Annotated in this window: 15 protein-coding genes and 1 pseudogene; 7 read left to right on the top strand and 9 right to left on the bottom strand. The window is 44.6% G+C overall.

What is annotated here, in order from left to right; all coding sequences use genetic code 11:
* Positions 1–87: 87 nt before the first annotated feature.
* On the top strand, positions 88–558 hold the full coding sequence (locus tag ViNHUV68_RS18650) for a CreA family protein (protein WP_038176508.1): 471 nt from the start codon (positions 88–90) through the stop codon (positions 556–558).
* 109 nt (positions 559–667) lie between these two features.
* On the top strand, positions 668–1,972 hold the full coding sequence (locus ViNHUV68_RS18645; RefSeq protein ID WP_391090618.1) for an inosine/guanosine kinase: 1,305 nt from the start codon (positions 668–670) through the stop codon (positions 1,970–1,972).
* 28 nt (positions 1,973–2,000) lie between these two features.
* Here ViNHUV68_RS18645 and ViNHUV68_RS18640 read toward each other — a convergent pair whose 3' ends face one another.
* On the bottom strand, positions 2,001–2,603 hold the full coding sequence (locus ViNHUV68_RS18640) for a beta-phosphoglucomutase family hydrolase (RefSeq protein WP_391091869.1): 603 nt from the start codon (positions 2,601–2,603) through the stop codon (positions 2,001–2,003).
* Between the two features lie 144 nt (positions 2,604–2,747).
* Between ViNHUV68_RS18640 and ViNHUV68_RS18635 the strand changes: the two genes are divergently transcribed.
* A complete protein-coding gene (locus ViNHUV68_RS18635) occupies positions 2,748–4,511 on the top strand; it encodes a methyl-accepting chemotaxis protein (protein ID WP_038176503.1) in 1,764 nt (587 codons plus the stop codon).
* A gap of 51 nt (positions 4,512–4,562) precedes the next feature.
* On the opposite strand, the gene ViNHUV68_RS18630 is transcribed toward ViNHUV68_RS18635, so the two are convergent.
* The 3 genes from ViNHUV68_RS18630 to ViNHUV68_RS18620 all read right to left on the bottom strand — a co-directional run bounded on the left by ViNHUV68_RS18630 (position 4,563) and on the right by ViNHUV68_RS18620 (position 9,499).
* A complete protein-coding gene (locus ViNHUV68_RS18630; protein WP_391090616.1) occupies positions 4,563–7,715 on the bottom strand; it encodes a multidrug efflux RND transporter permease subunit in 3,153 nt (1,050 codons plus the stop codon).
* A gap of 9 nt (positions 7,716–7,724) precedes the next feature.
* Complete coding sequence (locus ViNHUV68_RS18625) at positions 7,725–8,840, bottom strand: efflux RND transporter periplasmic adaptor subunit (RefSeq protein ID WP_391090614.1); 1,116 nt, start codon at positions 8,838–8,840, stop codon at positions 7,725–7,727.
* Positions 8,841–8,938: 98 nt separating this feature from the next.
* The gene (locus ViNHUV68_RS18620) at positions 8,939–9,499 is read right to left on the bottom strand and encodes a GNAT family N-acetyltransferase (RefSeq protein WP_391090612.1); all 561 of its coding nucleotides are present in this window, start codon (positions 9,497–9,499) and stop codon (positions 8,939–8,941) included.
* 266 nt (positions 9,500–9,765) lie between these two features.
* Between ViNHUV68_RS18620 and ViNHUV68_RS18615 the strand changes: the two genes are divergently transcribed.
* The gene (locus ViNHUV68_RS18615; RefSeq protein WP_391090610.1) at positions 9,766–10,893 is read left to right on the top strand and encodes a fatty acid desaturase; all 1,128 of its coding nucleotides are present in this window, start codon (positions 9,766–9,768) and stop codon (positions 10,891–10,893) included.
* 79 nt (positions 10,894–10,972) lie between these two features.
* Here ViNHUV68_RS18615 and ViNHUV68_RS18610 read toward each other — a convergent pair whose 3' ends face one another.
* The 3 genes and pseudogenes from ViNHUV68_RS18610 to ViNHUV68_RS18600 form a co-directional block, all read right to left on the bottom strand.
* On the bottom strand, positions 10,973–11,479 hold the full coding sequence (locus ViNHUV68_RS18610; protein ID WP_391090607.1) for a GNAT family N-acetyltransferase: 507 nt from the start codon (positions 11,477–11,479) through the stop codon (positions 10,973–10,975).
* Positions 11,480–11,545: 66 nt separating this feature from the next.
* The gene (locus ViNHUV68_RS18605) at positions 11,546–12,805 is read right to left on the bottom strand and encodes a DEAD/DEAH box helicase (protein ID WP_391090605.1); all 1,260 of its coding nucleotides are present in this window, start codon (positions 12,803–12,805) and stop codon (positions 11,546–11,548) included.
* A 35-nt stretch (positions 12,806–12,840) separates the two neighbouring features.
* Positions 12,841–13,415: pseudogene (locus ViNHUV68_RS18600) on the bottom strand (ACP phosphodiesterase).
* Between the two features lie 576 nt (positions 13,416–13,991).
* Between ViNHUV68_RS18600 and ViNHUV68_RS18595 the strand changes: the two are divergent.
* Positions 13,992–15,194: an aromatic amino acid transport family protein gene (locus ViNHUV68_RS18595; RefSeq protein ID WP_391090603.1), complete on the top strand. Its 1,203-nt coding sequence runs from the start codon at positions 13,992–13,994 to the stop codon at positions 15,192–15,194.
* A 151-nt stretch (positions 15,195–15,345) separates the two neighbouring features.
* Positions 15,346–16,482, top strand: coding sequence for a peptide-methionine (R)-S-oxide reductase MsrB (gene msrB / locus ViNHUV68_RS18590; RefSeq protein ID WP_391090601.1), 1,137 nt, complete (start codon positions 15,346–15,348; stop codon positions 16,480–16,482).
* An 86-nt stretch (positions 16,483–16,568) separates the two neighbouring features.
* Here the strand turns inward: msrB and dbpA are convergent, their stop codons facing one another.
* Together dbpA and folE are read right to left on the bottom strand one after the other, a co-directional pair.
* Positions 16,569–17,906: an ATP-dependent RNA helicase DbpA gene (dbpA, locus tag ViNHUV68_RS18585; RefSeq protein WP_245609301.1), complete on the bottom strand. Its 1,338-nt coding sequence runs from the start codon at positions 17,904–17,906 to the stop codon at positions 16,569–16,571.
* 142 nt (positions 17,907–18,048) lie between these two features.
* Positions 18,049–18,702 carry a GTP cyclohydrolase I FolE gene (folE, locus tag ViNHUV68_RS18580; RefSeq protein ID WP_038176488.1) on the bottom strand — a complete coding sequence of 218 codons (654 nt, stop codon included), beginning with the start codon at positions 18,700–18,702 and terminating at the stop codon, positions 18,049–18,051.
* Between the two features lie 155 nt (positions 18,703–18,857).
* Between folE and moeA the strand changes: the two genes are divergently transcribed.
* Positions 18,858–20,093, top strand: a complete 1,236-nt coding sequence (moeA, locus tag ViNHUV68_RS18575) for a molybdopterin molybdotransferase MoeA (protein WP_391090599.1) — start codon at positions 18,858–18,860, stop codon at positions 20,091–20,093.
* The last annotated feature ends 8 nt before the right edge of the window (positions 20,094–20,101 follow it).

The raw sequence follows: 20,101 nt of genomic DNA, 5'->3' as shown, positions 1-20,101 counted from the left end.
GTCTTTTAGTCATCATAGGTCGATCAGTATCTAAAACCTGATATAGTGAGCACAAAACAAAGCTCATAATCATCTGGAGAAACCATCATGTTCAAAAAGGTATTGATAGCCACAACTCTCGTAACCGCGCTAATGGGGTGTTCAGGCGACGAAGTGGGAGATGTCAGCCTAGGTCTTTTCACGATGAAGGACATCAAGCTCAATCATATGCAAGACCCAATCGTCACTGGCGTAACTTGTCATGTGGCATCAATTGAAGCCGATTTCAGTTTTGCAGACCCAAGTGATAGCTCAATATCTTGTCGTCAAACCGGCGAGATCACAGCTGAGATGATTGCAAAAATCGACAAGTCAAACGATGGTGAAGTGGTTTTCAAGAAGTCGAAAAGTATCTTTTTCAAGAGCATGAAAATTCGCCGTATTCTTGATGTTGAAAACCAGACCATTATGTATTTGTCTTACTCTACTAAAGAGACCTCTGGCAGCTTCAAACACAGCTTGTCGACGGTTCCACTTTGGGGCACTAAAGCATACGGTTCGTATCTAGGTGAAAAATAACATCTTAGTGATGTCGATACATAATCGGCATCTTTTGATGTAATAAATATGAAAGCACCATTTCATTTTTGTGATATCATCCGGGAAAATTTCTCACTCTATTCTAAACATGAAATTTCCCGGACAGCGCAAATCTAAGCATTACTTCCCTACTCACGCCCGTGATCCACTCGTCAATCAGATCAAGCAGACCCCAAAACTTTATCGACCTATCGTCGTGGGTGTAGGACAAACTATCGTTGATATCGAAGCACGTGTTGATGATGAATTTCTTAACAAATATGAACTGAGTAAAGGCCATTCGCTGGTTCTTGAAGAAAGTAAAGCCGATGCGTTATATGAAGAACTTGTTCAGCGCGAGCTAATCACTCACCAATACCCTGGCGACACGATTGGAAATACCTTGCACAACTACTCGGTTCTTGCTGATAGCAAGTCTGTGCTACTCGGCGTCATGTCTCGTAATATTGAAGTGGGTTCATTTGCTTACCGCTATTTATGTCGCACCTCTTCGCGCATGAACCTTAACCATTTGCAAATGGTTGAAGGGTCTATTGGCCGTTGCTACACCCTGATTTCTGAAAACGGCGAACGTACTTTCGCGATTAACGAAGGTCACATGAACCAACTGCATCCTGAGAGCATTCCTGAAGAGGTGTTTGATAAAGCCTCAGCCTTAGTGGTTTCTTCTTATCTAATGCGTGGTAAACCTGAAGATCCAATGCCGAAAGCGGTCGCACGTGCCATTGAGATTGCCAACGCGAAAAATGTACCTGTTGTTCTGACGTTAGGTACTAAATGGGTGATCGAAGGAAACGCCAAATGGTGGCAAGATTACATCAAGGACAATATCTCGATTATTGCCATGAACGAAGAAGAAAGTGAAGCTCTCACCGGAGAGAAAGATCCTCTACTTGCTGCGGATAAAGCACTTGAATGGGTTGATCTGGTGCTTTGTACTGCAGGTGCGGTTGGCTTATACATGGCTGGTTACACCGAAGAGAGCGTCAAACGTGAAACCGAGCTGCCGCTGCTTCCAGGTAATATTCCTGAGTTTAATAAATATGAATTTAGTCGTGCAATGCGCAAAACTGACTGTCAAACGCCAGTAAAAGTGTATTCGCACATTGGCCCGTATCTCGGTGGTCCTTTGGAAATTAAGAACACCAATGGCGCGGGCGATGCAGCGCTGTCTGCACTATTGCATGATATGGCGGCCAACAGCCATCATCAGGTTAATGTTCCAAACTCATCGAAACACGATCAGCCATATCTGACTTATTCGTCGTTGTCGCAAATTTGTAAGTACGCCAACCGCGTCAGCTATGAAGTATTAACCCAACACTCTCCTCGCCTCGCAAGAGCTCTACCAGAGCGAGAAGATAGCCTTGAAGAGGCCTATTGGGATCGCTAATGATACAGAGCCGCTTGCGCGGCTCTTATTATTTTTCTAGTGGGTAAAACACTAGCTCGTTAGCTTCAACCAAAAAGCAGTCCATTCCAGCCGCATGCGCTGCCTGTAAGCCAAGCTTAGTATCCTCAAATACCACACAATCCGCCGGTTTTACACCAATGAGCTCTGCCGCTGCTAAAAATGTGTCAGGATTAGGCTTATGATGTTCAACATCCGTGGCCGTTACAACCGCATCGAGTTTATCGATTAAGTTGCTCATAGTAAGTAACCTGATCGCACTATCGCGCTGGCTTCCCGTTCCGACCGCTAATTTCTTGTTACCATAAAAATGCTCAAAGACCTCCAACGTACAGGCGATTAACTCACCCGGTTGTTCGATAGCAGCAAACGCCGCCATTTTGAAACGTGACACTTGCTTAGGATCTAAGTTTAAGCCGAACTTCGCATTGACCTCTGCCGCGATTTTATAACTCGGCATCCCACCTAAACTATGTAACCACTGCTGAGTAAACGGAAAGTTAAAATGCTCGGCGGTCGAGCGCCATGCATGCAAATGCGCTGGCATGGTGTCGATCAAGGTGCCATCCATATCAAATATTAATGCGTGATACTTTTCTATGCGTTCCAAAATTTACTTCTCTTAGTCGAACTAGTTCGATATTTAACTTAAATTCATGGGCAGAATGAGTCGAGATAATTGATACATCTATAAATAACAACTACTATCTGGATTAATACCAATAAATGAATAATATTAACGAACTAAGGTAATCTTATGAATATCAAGAATAAACTGTATTCATTAGGTGTTGTAGCCATATTTGGTGTCATAACCATTGTTTTTGCAACCATGCAATTTGCCCAAACCACTTCTCAACTCCATCAAGCCAGCCTATTAGTAGCGGATCTAGAGATTCGGCTTTTGAATTTGCGACGAAACGAAAAAGACTTCTTATTGAGGAAAGACGTAAAATATTTGGATCGATTCAACAAAAACATACAGACTTTCTTCGATCTTGAAGAAAAACTCGCTGTTATTGTAAAAGAACAAGACCTCCCCTCTAGCCAACAGCTGCGCCGCGATATTACTGCCTACCAAGCTGGTTTTAATAAACTGGTGCAAGCTTATCAACAGCTGGGACTGGCTAGCAATGAAAAGCTTGTTGGCGCCTACAACAAAGCACTTGACTCGCTTCGCCCTTCTTTATCGAGCGATGAACTGGTTAATTTGTCCCAGTTTGATAACGCTGTATCGCAAGGAGTGCTCTCACCTGACTTGTTGCCCAACAATGCGACAGCTCTGATCGCCGCAGCCAGAAGTTATATCGCTCAGGCGAAAATGATCGGCCTTAAATATAACGAAGGATTACTTGGCGATACGCGTAACTTGTCACATGCCGTAGAAGAACAATTCAAGGCATTTTCCGAGGCGTTAGAAGCGCAAACCAACGAATCAAGTGCTCAAATAGCAACACTAAAAATAACGGTCACATCATTGGTGGTTTTAATAATTTTTGTGTTTATCTTCCAAATTTCGCGCACTATTAACCAACAGGTGGCGAATCTACTCCTCGCCATTCAAGAGATTGCTCGAACCAACAATGTGTCATTGCGTGCCAACTTAACCAAGAAAGACGAACTTTCAGTTATTGGCAATCATTTCAATATGTTATTAGATAAGTTTGAAGCGTTGATTTCTGGTTCACAAACAAAGTCTAAGCAGCTCACTCACAGTACGTCTAGTATGCATAACGAGCTACAACACGTAATTGAGCAATTCCATGTTCAAGCCGATCATACAGGCACGATGGCAACATCGGTTCAAGAAATGGTACTGACCATTAATGAAATTTCTGAAAGCACTTCAGTTGCCGTTGAAGGGGTACAACAAGCGTCTATTAATGCTAAAAATGGACGTAAAGTTGTAGATTCCACAGTAAACAACATTGACCAACTCTCCTCAATCTTAGGCAGTAGTCAAGAATCCATTGGTTCACTCAACAATCATGTCGATAAAATTGGCGATGCGGTAAATATTATCCAAGAGATTGCCGAGCAAACTAACCTATTGGCTCTTAACGCTGCGATTGAAGCAGCTCGTGCTGGTGAACAAGGCCGCGGATTTGCAGTGGTTGCCGATGAGGTACGCGCGCTTGCGAGCCGAACTCATCAATCAACCGAAGAGATTACTAAAGTTGTCTCCGCTATCCAGAATCAAATGGCTGAAGTCGTGACTAATATTGACCAATGTAATGAGCAAGGTGCCCAAACACTATCGGCTTCTCGTACCCTGGATAGTAGCCTCAGCCAAATCATCAATGATATGGAAACCATTCAAGCCAACTCGGAACGCATTGCTTCTGCCATTGAAGAGCAAGGAATTGTGATGAATCAGGTCAGTGACTCAATCACTGAGTTAAACACAATATCGGAAAGTAATATGACTTCTGCTCAGCAATGTTTAAGCGAAGTCGATCTGGTTTCGGCACAAGCCAATGAGATGGACAGTGCGGTTGCGGAGTTCAAAACGTCTAAATAAACAACGTTAAAAACAATCCCCTTATCTTTCGACAAGGGGATTGTTTGTTAGTTACTCATCATCAAGGGGGATCAATTTAGTACTGCCACCATGAACTTTTTCACGCTGACGCTGAACCAGTGCGTAAAATCCAGGAATCAATAAGGTTCCCGCCAGAAGGACACACAACAAACCGCCAATCAATGAAATGCCGAGTGAGTTTTGACTTATGTGACCTGCCCCAGCGGCGAAGATCAGTGGGAAGATACCTAAAATGAATGACCATGATGTCATGTTCACTGCTCTGAAGCGTAACTTACCCCCTTGAACTGCCGCTTCCTCAATACTGGCTTCTTTCTCTTCACGTTCTAATTTAGCAAACTCCACAATCAATATTGCGTTTTTCGCCGCCAAAGCAATCAACAAGACTAAACCTATCTGTGCATACAAGTTAAGCGGCGTCCCAGTTAAGTTCAGCGCGATAAATGAGCCTAATGTCGCGATTGGTACCACCAGAATAATCGCCAGAGGAATGGTCCAACTTTCGTACTGCGCTACCATAAACAGATAGATAAAGATCAGCGCTAACGCAAATGCGAAGATAGCTTGGCTACCTGCTAGAACCTCTTGGTATGCCATGCCGGTCCATTCATACTGATAACCTTGCGGCAACATTTCGGCCGCCACTCGTTCCATAGCAGCAATGGCATCACCACTTGAATAACCCGGAGCTGGCTGACCTTGAATGATCGCACTACGATACATGTTGTATCGCCACGCGACATCAGGTTCAAAGATTTGCTCATAACCAACCAAAGTGCTGAGCGGGATCATCTCGCCACTAGCAGAACGAACGTGGAAGCGTTCAAGATCTTCCATATTGCTGCGATGCTGACTGTCAGCCTGCATCGTCACGCGGAAGTTTTTGCCAAACATCGTAAAGTCATTAACGTATAGAGAACCTAAGTTACCCTGTAGCGTTTGAAAAACACTCGACAATGGTACTCCTAGCTGTTGCGCCTTTTCTCGATCTATATCAACATAAAAATGCGGCACATTGGCACGGAAGGTACTAAAGGTATAGGCAATTTCTGGCTGCTTGTTTGCTTCTTCAATTACCTGCCCCATCAGCGTGGCAAGATCGGTGCGACTGCGCCCCAAAGAGTCTTCAAGGACAAATTCAAAACCTGAAGCCGAGCCCATTCCAGGTACAGCTGGCGGTCCCATGGCAAAAACAATCGCCTGTGGTAGCTCAGTTGCGGCTTTGCCATTGATTCGTTGCGCGATCGCATTAGCCGAGTGGTCACCTGAAAACTGATTTCGTGTTTCCCAGTCATGAAGCTTGATAAACAAAGACGCGCCATTTGACGCAGCCGCTCCGGTCATGAAAGCAAAACCGTTTGCGACAGTCACTCCATCAATACCGGGTTCTTGTTCTACAATCCCAATTAATTGTTCGGTAACAGCTTCAGTACGTGATAGCGAAGCAGAATCCGGCAATTGAACATTGACCAGTAAGATGCCTTTATCTTCTTGAGGAACAAACGCCGTTGACGTGGTTTTCGCCAAGAAAGCAACCGCAGCTACTGCCACGATAAAGAAGGTAATCAGCAAAACTGCTTTCTTAATTAAGAATCCAGCAATGTGACCATAGCCTTTTGTGACACGCTCTAACCCTGCGTTAAAAGCGGTGAACCAACGCGCGGTGTTGCCGCCGCCCTGTTTGAGTACCAATGAACAAAGTGCTGGTGATAGGGTCAGTGCATTAATCGAAGAAATCACCACCGAAATACAAATAGTCAACGCAAATTGGCGATACATAATGCCGGTGATACCCGGTAACATTGCAACGGGTAAAAACACCGCCAGCAATACTAACGTTGAGGTCACTATCGGCCCGGTAACTTCCTTCATTGCAAGTAACGTTGCTTTGCGCGGACTCATCGATGGATCTTTGGCCATGGTGGTATCGACGTTCTCGATCACCAAGATTGCATCGTCAACCACAATACCAATCGCAAGAATCAATCCAAACAAGGTAACGGTATTGATGGTAAACCCCGTTATTTGCATGATGGCAAACGTACCGATCAGCGAAACCGGAATGGCCACCACTGGGATTAACGTGGCACGAACGTTACCAAGGAACAGGTAGGTCACCGCAATCACTAATAGGATCGCTTCTATCAGAGTTTTTACGACCCCTTTAATCGACTCAGCAACAAACACTGTCGTGTCATAGCTAGTTTCGTATGCCATACCTTGGGGAAAGTTAGTACTTAACCCGTCAAGTAAATCCATCACAGCCTGGCCACTTTCCAGTGCATTGGCATCTGATTGAAGAGAAAGTGCAACAATTGATGCGTCTTGGCCACGGAACTTGCCGCTGCCGCTGTAGAACTTCTTGCCAAGTTCTACACGAGCAACATCTTTTAGATACACAGTAGAGCCATCACTGTTAGCACGCAATATCACACGTTCAAACTCATCAACGCTCTCAAGACGCCCTTTAGTAACAAGGTTAAACTGAACTTCTTGCGCATTACTGTAAGGTGCCGCGCCGACGTGTCCAGCGGCCACTTGCACGTTTTGCTCTGCAAGTGCTGAGTAAACATCCGATGTGGTTAACTTAAGATTGGCCATTTTTTCAGGGTCCAACCACACACGCATCGCATACTCACCGCCACCAATTACATTCACTTCACTGATGCCTTTAACACGCGCCAGCTGGTCTTTGACATTAAGGTTGATGTAATTGATCAAAAACTGATCGTCATACTTTCCTTGCGGAGAATAAAAATTGAGTACCATTAACAAGTCAGGTGAACGCTTCTTAACCGTAACCCCAACCATTCGTACTTCTTGTGGTAACTTTGATTCTATTTGTGAGACCCGATTTTGCACATTGACTTGTGCCATATCAGGGTCAGTACCAACATCAAACGTCACATTAAGGCTATAAGAACCATCGTTGGCGCTTTTCGAAGACATGTAGATCATGTTTTCGACGCCGTTGACTGACGTTTCTATAGGGTCAGCGATTGCCTGTTCAACGACTTCAGCGCTCGCCCCAGTATAATAGGCATTGACACTCACCGACGGTGGACTGATTTTGGGGTATTCTGCAACTGGCAAAATCGCTAATGAGATAGCACCTGCCAACATCAAAATAATCGAGATAACCAACGCAAACTTAGGGCGCTGGATAAAGAAACGACTTAACATGTCAGACCCTTATTCAGCGTTAGCTGATTTTAAACGTACCGGAACCCCGTTACGTATACGTTGAAGCCCTTGAGTAATGACGGTATCTTCGACACTTAAGCCACTTCGTACAATTACACCCGATTCAATTTGACGCCCCAGCTCAACATTTCGTCTCTCTGCGATATCACCATTGGCTACAATCATGACGAAATTGCCTTCTAGATCAGTTTGCACGGCGCGGCGCGGCACTACCACCACTTGCTCGGCATGTTTCTCGCGCAGTTCGACCTTAACGTGTTGTCCAGGCAGCAATCGATAGTCAGGGTTGGCAACAACGGCGCGCAAAGCAATGGTCGCGGTATTTAAGTCAATACGATTGCCCAAAAAATCGAGCTTACCTAAATGTTCAAAACGCTGCCCATTTTCGAGTACTACCTGAACCTCTACCGACTCTGCTTCACCCTCACTTTTGATGTTGTCCATGCCCAGTTCTAGTCGTTCACGCTCACTAATACTGAAACTAGTATGTACAGGGTCAAGACTGACCAAAGTGGTTAGCACACCCGATTGTGGCGAGACAAGATCGCCGGTGGACACTGTGCTTTGTGCAATACGCCCTGAAAATGGCGCGCGAATTTCTGTATAAGAAAGGTTTACCTCAGCAAGTCTCATCTGCGCTTTGGCAGACTCAACTTGGGCTTTCGCACCTAGCAATGCTGCATTTAAATGATCAAATTCTGATTGTGAAATACTGCCTTTTGGTAATAGGTTTTTACCGCGAGCGAAATCTAGCTGGGCTTTTATCAACGTAGCTTCGGCTTGCGCGTTGGCCGCTTTTGCGCTAGCGAGTTGAGCCTCAAAGGAAGAAGGTTCGATGGTATAGAGTAATTGGTCTTTCTCGACCATTTGGCCTTCGTCAAAGTGACTGCCTTTTAAATAACCTGTGACTTGGGCAGTAATATTTGTGTCTTCAACCGCTTCAACTCGACCGATATAAGATTTGCTTTGCTGATGAGAAATCGACTCAACTTGTTGAGCCACCACCAGTTGAGCTGGAGGAGTTTGTGAGTTTTGAGATGCTTCACCACATCCTACGAGAAATAACGCACTTATGAGTGCGCTGGAAAGTATGGTTTTTTTCATGAATAGACCGCTGAAATTTATATTAGGCTTATTATCAAATTAACCAACGGTCTATCAAGTTATGTCCGAGAAATATCAGGAACGGCGTGTTATTTGTATCAAATCGTTACAACGTTTCGCTTTGTGTGTGGTTCAACACATTTCAATAGTTGGTTACCCGACTGCCATGCGTAGACAAGCTCAGGAACCTGATGACCGCAAGGCGCATTCCATAATCGTTCTAGATGACACTCGCCACCTAAGTGTTGATAAAAGTCCACGGCTTGCTTGTTCTCTTTCATGACTTCCAAATAGACGCCGTTATTGGGAAAGTACTGATCTATCCATTTCGCCATTTCTGCTAATAGCCTAACGCCGACGCCTTTTCCGCGGTGTGCAGGATCAACATGTAACGCATCGATCATTGTGCCTTTCTCGAAATCATGATTGCCGAAGGCACAGATAAAGCCGCAGAGTAGGCCCCCTTCTTCAATAAGCAGGACATGTTGATTGAACGGAGGATTAATAAGACGGGTTTGCCAAATAGTAGAACGCTCTTCTAACACGTCGTGTTTTAGAAACTCTGAGCCCAGAATCCCTTGATAAAACAATTTCCAGCTCTGCGCATGCAAAGTAGCAATGCGTTCATAATCGTTATATTCAGCTAACTTTAATTCCATTTATAGTACCTTATTACTTCCTGTAAGGGTTCTTACATCTCTTCATACTATAAAACATTTAACAAAAAGCCAAACATTCTAGAGTAATCCATCGATTAGCTCGAATTATTATGCATATCAGTGAACGCTTATTTGCATTCGATACGTTTCGTTACAAAACACAAAGCAACGAGTCGTGAGCTAGCTAACAAGGATTAGAATTTCGTTTGACTTACACATGTACGCTGATATTCTAGCGCACAACTGTTAGCTGAAAGGACTTCACCATGTCGGACTCGCCTAAACCACCTCTGATTTGGTTAAATATAATGATTTTTTTGTCGTCATTTTTGGTCGCAACACTGGTTGTGCCTTGGTATGGCCTCACGCATGGTTACTCGATTGAGCACCTTGCCTGGTTTGTGGTGACATTTTCATTTTGTAACCTATCCATTACTGCCGGTTACCACCGTTTGTGGTCACATAAAACCTATCAAGCTCATTGGTCACTCCGTTGGCTGTTTGCTTTAGGGGGCGCTTTTGCCCTTCAGAACAGTGCGCTGCACTGGAGTTCTGACCATAGAATTCACCACAAACACGTCGATCATAATGATAAAGATCCTTATTCCGCCAAACGCGGCTTTTGGTTCTCTCATATTGGTTGGATGTTACGTCAATACAGTGCCAACACTTACTGTGACTACAGCAATTGTCGCGATCTACAAAAAGACAATATTGTCATGTGGCAGCACAAATATTATGTCCCACTTGCGTTAGCGACCAACGTCGGCATCCCACTATTGCTTGGTGTGTTGTATGGCGACATATGGGGAATGTTATTGATTGTTGGCGTGCTTCGTTTGGTTGTTAGCCATCACTCAACCTTCTTCATTAATTCACTGGCCCATATTTGGGGTAGCCAACCTTATACAGACAAAAATACTGCACGTGATAACGCTATATTAGCAGTATTTACCTTTGGTGAAGGCTATCATAACTACCACCATATTTTCGAAAATGACTATCGTAATGGCATTTATTGGTGGCAATACGATCCAACGAAGTGGTTGATTAAGTCGTGCTCATGGTTCGGTCTCGCGTCTAAATTGCGTGTCACTCCCAAGCTCAAGGTCGAAAAAGCGCGCGCTAAACAGTCACTCTTAACCGCATCAAAAAACATTCGTAAACTGCCAAATGCACGACTGCTTAACGAGACATTAAACCAAGAGTTTGAAGATCTTGTCACTAAAATGGTTGATTACTACGACGTTAAAAAACAAGTTTTGGAAGCAAAGAAAGACGTATTAGCAAAAAAATATGAATGCTCTTTACTTAAAATGCGTTATCAGCAAATGAAACAAGACCTTGTCGCTCAGCGACGGAGTTGGGAAATGTTAGTCGCCCAGTATTCCTAGATTTTACTCGAACCCAAACGGAAGCCTTCGCTTCCGTTTCACTGTTTTATGTAACACCACGGTGAGCTTATCTTAATTTTTAGGGTATCAGACGTTTGTATTCTAGGCAGTCGATAGCTTGACCGTGTAACTTTGCAAAGTTCTTAACCAGTCTCACTTTGCTAAATCCATTGGCGCTCAATACGCTCTGGGAAGCAACATTGCGAATTTCGGCATACGCATACAGTTGTTCAATGTTCTGTTTCTTCAGCATGTCAATCACTTCGGAAACCGCCCATTTTGCGACACCTTGCTTGATCTCGCTTTTTCCGACCCGATAGCCCAAATGAGCAATACGCTTGTTGCCATCAATATTGGTGATATTGACGCGACCGATAATCCTATTATTATCGCTTTTAATTAACAATGGGATCATTTCGTTGCATTTGAAATCAAGCAAGAATTCACGGATGTGTTGCTTGACGCCAACTAAAGAATAAAAGTGTTGCTCACGTGGTGGGATAAACTGTTCAAACCACTGTTTATTGGTTATCTCAAACTCTAACAGTGCTTGTGCATCGTTTAGATTGATTAACGTGAGTTTCACTGATCATTCCTTTATCGAGGTAAAAGCGGCTCATACTAGTCATCAATATAAGCCGATTTCTCTTCATTAGTTCTTTTTACCGCGACCGGCATGGATCTTCAATTTTGCTTTTATTTTACGTTTATCAGCATTACGTCCACGACGTCGCGGGCTTTTGTCTGGTTCGATTTCTTCAATCAAACTTGGTTCAAACCCTTGCAACCATTCTTGTGGCAATTTGGCATCAAGCAAGCGCTCGATCGCTTCAAGTAAATACTCTTCGTCACGACTCATTAATGATGCCGCGAAGCCTTGTTGGCCAGCACGACCTGTCCGCCCAATACGGTGAACATAATCTTCCGCTTTATAAGGCATATCAAAGTTGACCACTTGCTCCAATTGTTGAATATCCAAACCACGAGCAGCCACATCCGTCGCAATTAAAGCACGTATACGACCGGCTTTAAAATCATCCAGCGCCTTTTGTCTCGCTCCTTGGCTTTTATCGCCATTAATCGATGCCGCTTTTATTCCATCTAGTTTGAGTTCTTTCGCCAAGGCATCACTGCCCTGCTTCGTTTTGGTAAACACCAACACTTGTTGCCAATTACGAGACCCAATCAGATACGCGAGCAATTCTGCTTTGCGTTTTTTGTCCACCGGGTAAACGATCTGCTCGACGGTATCTGCGGTACTATTCGAAGGCGTTACTTGCACTTCAACCGGCTCGTTGAGCATTTTGTAAGCGATAGCTTTGATGCGTTTATCAAAGGTTGCTGAAAAAAACATTGTCTGACGCTGGGGATTACACTGCTTAAGGATGCGTTGAATATCAGGCATAAAGCCCATGTCGAGCATTCGGTCTGCTTCATCCAACACCAGATACTGCGTCTTAGCCAAACGGATATTCTTGCAAAACAGATGATCGAGCAAGCGACCAGGCGTTGCGATTAATATATCGCAACCTTGATGTAAATTGCGGACTTGCACATTCATACTGGTCCCGCCATAAGCCGTGACGACTTTAACCTCAGTCTGTTGGGCATACAGACTGATATTGTCGAAGACTTGCTGCGCGAGTTCTCGGGTTGGTACCAACACCAAAGCTGTCACATCATTGCTTTGCGGATTGCGTTTACTTGGTGACTGAAGCAAATGTTGCAGAATCGGCAGTCCAAACGCGGCGGTTTTACCCGTACCAGTTTGCGCGCCAGCTAAGACGTCTTTACCTTCCAGCAGAGGCGGAACCGCCTGTTTTTGAACCTCTGTTGGTTGTTTAAAACCTAAAGATTCAATCGTTGATAATATTGGTGTGCATAGCCCTAACGCGGCGAATTCTGTCGACATGCGGTTTACCTATAATTGCAAGGCGGACGATTCTATCAGAATCTTCGACTGGCAGTTAGTACCTCGGGGTAGAAGCGGCTAAATACCGCACTTAACTGTTGATAGTTACGCTCTAAGTAAGGGAAGCACTCGTTCAAGCGCGTCATCCGCATAGAACGCTGAGACATACGTTGTAGAGCAAAATCAATATTGTCTAAAGTCTGATATGACTCAAGCCAGCGCCCTTGCCACATCGCTTGATTCGTTCGAACAAAACGGTCAGGTAACTCAACAATCGCCTCATCTTGAATTTGCCGCTCAGCTTGGGCGCAAAAATCGCTAAGCGGTTTAACATGAAACTGATTCCATTAACGGCTAAGCAATGATCCCAAAACATATCCAGCGCGATTCCTGAATAGCGTCTGACTCCATTTGGAAATAACGCCCGTATTTGCTCGACTTGCGAGTGACTGTCAGTATAGGAATCAACAAATCGGTGCAAGCGCACGCCTTGAGATATCATTGCCGGATATTGAGTGTCGGGGTTACCTTTGACAAAGTCGCCCAGTAAATTGCCCAACAGGCTGGATTGACAATGATCGGCAATGTGTAAATGAGCAAGAAAGTTCACATCAAAAAAACCAGCGAGATTATTTACCCTAATGAAAGCACAAAGCCAGCGCATCTGCACTGGCTCATTCTGGTTGCTACGCGAAATAGCGACTGCGATGACGTGTCGTTATTTAAAGATAACGTCAGCGAGCTCTTCGATTGACTGCTCATAATCTGACAGTTCCAAGCCAATTTCCATGGCATCTAGTAGCTCTAGGCACTCTTCGCTTTTTATTTGGTCACTCATTCTGACCTCCTTAGTAAAACAATATTGTTAGACCCTAATGTTGTCTGATACTTGAAATATGCGGGTCTACGCTCCCTTTTTAAACCACTTATATGACAGTTTTTTGAAAGGGCAAAGAAAATTCTGCGCGTGATTTGAGACAAGTCTCACGCAAACGTTTTCACACACCAATGACTCAACTGGTGTAAACATATAAATACACTCACGGTAAATAATTTGTACATTTTGCTTGATGTCATCGTCAATGTTTTACACAATGGCTAATAAAGCAGACTTACTCACCACAATATGAGTAGCTAATAGCCAAAAAGTCTAAACTCAACCTCAAAGTGTAAAGAAATAATTACAATGAACAATTCAAAGGTATTCGGTAGTACTTTGATCATTGCAGGCACCACAATTGGTGCTGGCATGCTCGCCCTGCCTCTCGCGTCAGCGGGAATCGGATTTACAACCTCTCTTATCATTATGATCACTTTATGGGCTTTGATGGCTTATACCGCGCTTTTAATGATAGAAGTTCATCAACATGCTGATAAGAGCGCGACGCTGCACACATTAGCCAAGCAGTTCCTGGGTAAAAAAGGCAAATGGCTTGCGAGTTTCGCGATGATGTTCTTATTTTATGCGCTGTGTGCTGCTTATATCGCCGGTGGTGGCGCTCAATTCGCCGAACGCATTGCAAATTTTACTGGGGTCGAAATCTCTGGCACAAATGCGACTCTGCTGTTTACTTTGCTGGTCGCAGGTATCGTCATTATTGGTACAGCGACTGTCGATAAAGTCAATCGTGTATTGTTCACCATTAAAGTTTTGATGATGGCAGTGGTGCTGACTTTTCTCGCGCCAAATGTCACTGAATCTTACTTGATGAGTATGCCTATTGAACAAGGCCTTGTGATTGCCGCTATCCCTGTCATTTTTACCTCATTTGGTTTTCATGGCAGTATTCCGGCCATTGTCAATTACCTCGATGGCCACACGCCGTCTTTGCGTAAAGCCATTGTCATTGGTTCTGCCATTCCACTTATCATCTATGTCTTTTGGCAGTTAGTAACCTTGGGGGTGGTCAATCAAGCAACCTTGATCGAAAATCAAGGACTAAGCGCACTCATTTCCACCTTGGCAACGACGGTTCATCAATCAAACCTAGGGCAAACTATCGGTATCTTTGCCGACCTCGCCTTACTCACTTCGTTCCTTGGGGTTAGCTTGGGGCTGTTTGAATTTCTTGGAGACACGATGAAGCAACGCGGTGTCAGCAGTTCTCGTCTTGCGGTCGGCTTAGTTACATTTTTGCCTCCGATGGGCTTTGCGCTGTTTTACCCTCAAGGTTTTATCACCGCGTTAGGTTACGCCGCTATCGCTTTAGTGGTTCTCGCTATTTTCTTACCCATCATGATGGTGCGCAAAGCACGTGCTCAATCACAGTTGAGTCATTATCAGGTAGCAGGCGGTAACCTAGCTCTGGCCGTCACCAGTGGTGTCGGTGTATTAATTGTCGGCGCACAGCTACTCATCACCGCGGGCTTTCTCCCTGCTCTGGGCTGACAACGTAATTTGAATAGATAAAAAGCGCTTTCGAGCGCTTTTTTTTGATCTTTATTGATACAACCTCAATAAAATTCTAACAAGCGGTGTAATTTTTTTTCCACTTAACCGTTCTATTTAATCGATAACGAAAACAATCGATGAGGTTGATATGAAAGTAAAGTTTAAATCGGCGCTTTTCTCACTGGCACTTATTGCCACAACGGCGTCATTTTTTGGTACAGCAGACAATCATCTGTCGAAAAGCCATGCAGGAAAAGAGATTGAGATTGCCACCTTAGCCGGAGGATGTTTCTGGTGCACGGAGTCCGATCTAGAGAAATTTGATGGTGTGATTGATGTGGTTTCTGGTTATTCAGGCGGAGACCTAGAAAACCCGACCTATAAGCAAGTCTCATCCGGTAAGTCAGGCCATATTGAAGTGGTTGAAGTTAAATACGATGGCAGTGTTGTCAGCTACGAACAAATTCTCGATCAGTTCTTTCGTCACATCGACCCAACCGATGACAAAGGCTCATTTGTCGATCGTGGCCCGCAATACCGCCCGGCCATTTTCTACCACAATGAGCAACAAAAGGACATCGCGCAGCAATTTATCGCCGAAATAGATCAACTGGGCGTATATAAAAAGCCACTTAAAACCGAACTGATTGAGTTTGAAAAGTTTTGGCCCGCAGAAGACTATCATCAAGATTATTACAAACGTAATAAGGTTCGCTATAACTACTACCGTTATGCCTCTGGTCGCGATCAGTATTTAGACAACATCTTCGGTGAAGATCGCCAAGACAACCCAGTGACTCTGCGCCAGATGATCGATGAACAAAAACAAGTTCGCGATATCAAACCATACAGCAAACCTTCTGATGAGGTGATTAAAGCAAACTTGTCTGAGTTGCAATACTATGTCACTCAGGAAGAAGGCACTGAGCGTGCGTTCAGTAACGAATACTGGGACAACAAACAAGCGGGCATCTACGTTGATATCGTGTCTGGTGAGCCTTTGTTCTCATCTACTGATAAGTACAAATCCGGCACTGGCTGGCCAAGTTTTACCAAGCCGATTAACTCAGGTTACATTGTCAACAAAACCGATAATCACCTGCTTTACCAAAGAACAGAAGTGAGAAGCCGTTTCGCCGACTCTCATCTAGGTCATGTGTTCAAAGATGGCCCTGCTCCAACCGGTTTACGCTACTGCATGAACTCAGCGGCGATGCGTTTTATACCCAAAGAACAGATGGCCGAGCAAGGCTACCAAGACTATCTCTACCTCTTTGACAGCTAATCCTGTCTAGGTGTTAAAAATCTTGGACAAATAAAAAGCCAACTCACATAAGTTGGCTTTTTACTGGTTGAAAGTCAGCGTATTAATTATTTCATTACGCGCGCTTTAAAGCTACGACCTTTCATTTTTCCCGTTTGCAGTTGGTTAAGCGCAGGCTTGACGATGTCATGCTCAACGGCAACATAAGAAACCATTGAAAGGATATTGATTTTGCCTATCTTTTTGCCATCTAGCCCAGCTTGTTTGGTCAACGCACCCAAAATATCGCCGGCACGGACTTTTTGCTTCTTGCCACCCAAAATTTGGATCGTCTGCATTTTAGGATAGAAAGGACGTTCTAGTGGTTTTTCTGGTAGTTGAGACGGCGAAATCGCGATATCCATATACTCATCAATACGAGCAACTCGGTACGCTTCTTTTTCATTGTACAAGCTAAAGGCCATCCCCTTTGAACCTGCACGACCAGTACGACCAATTCGATGGACATGCACTTCTGGGTCGCGTGACAATTCAAAGTTAAACACCGCATCAAGGTTATCAACGTCTAGACCACGCGCGGCAACATCAGTCGCCACCAAAATCGAAATACTTTTGTTAGCAAACATCGTCAATGCTTGTTCACGCTCACGCTGTTCCATGTCGCCATGCAATTCAACTACGCTAAATCCGCGGTGAAGAAGCTCATCAGTGACATTCTGTACCTCTTTTTTGGTGTTACAAAAAACAACAGAAGATTCAGGTTTATGCGTTAACAACAGCGCTTCTAACGCATCATCACGTGATTCTGTTGACTTCACCTCAAAGAAGCGTTGTTCAATCGTCGTGGTCTGATGGGTTGATTCAACCTTGATCATTTGCGGATCAACCATGACTTTCTGCGCTAGTGACTCAATATCGTCCGGGAACGTGGCACTGAACAATAAGGTCTGACGTTTACTCGGCGCAGCGGCAATAATGGTATCGATCGCGTCTTCAAAGCCCATATCAAGCATGCGGTCGGCTTCATCAAGCACCAATGTATTCAGTTCATCAAGATTGATGCGCCCTTTTGACATATGATCGAGAATTCGACCCGGCGTACCAACCAAAATATGCGCGCCGTGCTCAAGCGAACCGATTTGCGGCCCCATTGGCATACCACCACATAACGTCAAAACTTTAATATTGTGGATGGCGCGAGCTAAGGTTCGGATCTCTTTCGCCACTTGATCAGCCAGTTCACGTGTTGGGCAAAGTACTAGGGTTTGAACACGAAAGCGCTGAACGTTTAAGTTGCTCAATAGACCCAGAGAAAACGCAGCGGTTTTACCTGAACCCGTTTTACCTTGGCCAATCACATCTTTACCTTGCAGTACCATAGGTAAAGCTTGCTGTTGAATCGGAGTCATTTCTGTATAGCCTAAACTGTCGAGCGTTTCTAACATCTCAGGTCGTAGGCCAAGTGTTTTAAATGAGGTTGTCACTGTCGTATCCTTTAAGGACTCGCCAGAAAGCTTGTCCTGGCAGAAAAAGTAAAACCGCCTCAAAAATGAAGCGGTTTGAATTGGTTAAATCGCAGCAGTTTCCCTAGCGAATTCCGTGTAGGAACTCATGACGGGTCGCGGAATTTGATTTAAAAATACCACCTAAAGCAGTTGTCGTCGTTTCACTGGTTGCATCCATGACACCACGTGACTTGACACAATAATGGGTCGCATCAATCGTGACAGCAACATCGTCAGACTCAAGCAAGGTTTGTAGTGCGACCAAAATCTGCTGTGTCATGCGTTCTTGCACCTGAGGGCGCTGAGCGAAGAAACGAACAATACGATTGATCTTCGACAAACCGATGATCTTGCCACGCGGAATATAAGCCACTGCGGCGCGGCCATCGATAGTAACAAGGTGATGTTCACAAGTGCTGGTTACCGTGATGTCTTTTACACGAACCATTTCACTGACGTTCATCTTGTTTTCGATTACCGTGATTTTTGGAAAGTTGGCGTAGTCTAGCCCAGAGAAGATCTCATCAACGTACATTTTTGCTATACGTTGCGGTGTTTCTTCAAGGCTATCGTCCGTTAGGTCAAGCTCTAGTAAAGAGAGAATTTCACGCATATGATGCTGAATTTTTTCTTTTTTCTCTTCTCGGCTGAATTGATTAGCCGCCATTGGCGTCTCTAATCCACGGCTTTCTAGCGCATCTTTGACCAATATTGCGGATTCGCTAAGACCTGACATTCCACTTCCTCTTAATTACCCCTTTAGGATGGCTGACAAGGATACTCGGATTTTTGAATAATTACACCCATATTTTACAGGGGTCATTATTGCCGATTTGATATTGTGGTAAAGTGGCTAACAACAATAAAAAAGAACAAAATTAGGATTCAAATATGGGCTGCTGTGACGCACCAGGCTTGATGCCAATTGAAGAAGCGATGGAAAAGATGTTGTCGCCAATCACACCTATCCAAACTACTTTACAACTGCCGATTGCCGATGCCATTGGTTATGTTCTCGCCGAAGAGATTCAGTCGCCAATTTTTGTGCCGCCATTCGATAATTCAGCGATGGATGGCTATGCGATTCGTATTGCCGATTTAGCCAATCAGCAAGTCATGCCTGTCGCGGGTAAGTCATTCGCAGGGCAACCTTTTGAAGGCGATTGGCCACAAGGGAGTTGCGTGCGAATTATGACCGGAGCCAAAATTCCACTCGGTTGTGATGCGGTCATCATGCAAGAAAATACCGAGGTCACCGACGCTGGTGTTCAATTCAACCAAATCGACGTAAAGCCAAACAACAATATCCGGCCTACCGGTGATGATATTAAACAAGGCGATGTCGTATTGCTGAAAGGCGCTCGTTTGACCGCACGTGATATTCCAATGATCGCGACTTTAGGCATTAGCCATGTCACTGTCGTGCGTAAACCTCGGGTGGCTTTTTTCTCAACTGGTGACGAACTCAAGCCGCTCGGTGAGCCCTTAATTGAAGGCCAGATATACGATAGTAATCGTTACGGCATTAAGCCATTGATTGAAAATTTTGGCTGTGAAGCGATCGATCTCGGCATCATTCCCGATTGCCCTAAAACGCTCGAAGCGACGTTTGAAAAAGCGCAAACCCTTGCAGACGTGGTGGTGACCTCTGGTGGCGTAAGTGTTGGTGAAGCCGATTACACTAAAGACATCCTTGAGCAACTGGGCCAAATTGGATTTTGGAAGCTGGCTATCAAACCTGGTAAGCCATTTGCGTTTGGTAAACTGTCTACCGCTTGGTTCTGCGGCCTTCCCGGCAACCCAGTTTCGGCGGTACTGACAATGTACGTATTGGTTCAACCTTTACTGGCTAAACTTGGCGGACACAGCGAGTGGAAAGCACCACAGTCTATCCCTGCGATTACTCGCAGCGCGTTTAAAAAGGCACCTGGTCGCACCGATTATCAGCGTGGCATCTATTCGATTGAAAATGGCCAGTTTGTTGTTGAGACAACGGGAAATCAAAGCTCGGGCGCGTTTCGTTCAATGAGCCTTGCCAATTGTTTTGTGGTGCTAGAACGCGAGCGTGGACGGGTTGAAGTGGGCGAAACCGTCAATATTCAACTTTTCAATGCAACACTCTACTAGAGGTGTTT

The sequence above is a fragment of the Vibrio sp. NH-UV-68 genome (genome assembly GCF_042940635.1).
Taxonomy (GTDB): domain Bacteria; phylum Pseudomonadota; class Gammaproteobacteria; order Enterobacterales; family Vibrionaceae; genus Vibrio; species Vibrio pacinii.
Note: the sequence above shows the minus strand (reverse complement) of the source record. Positions and strands in the feature narration are given on the sequence as shown.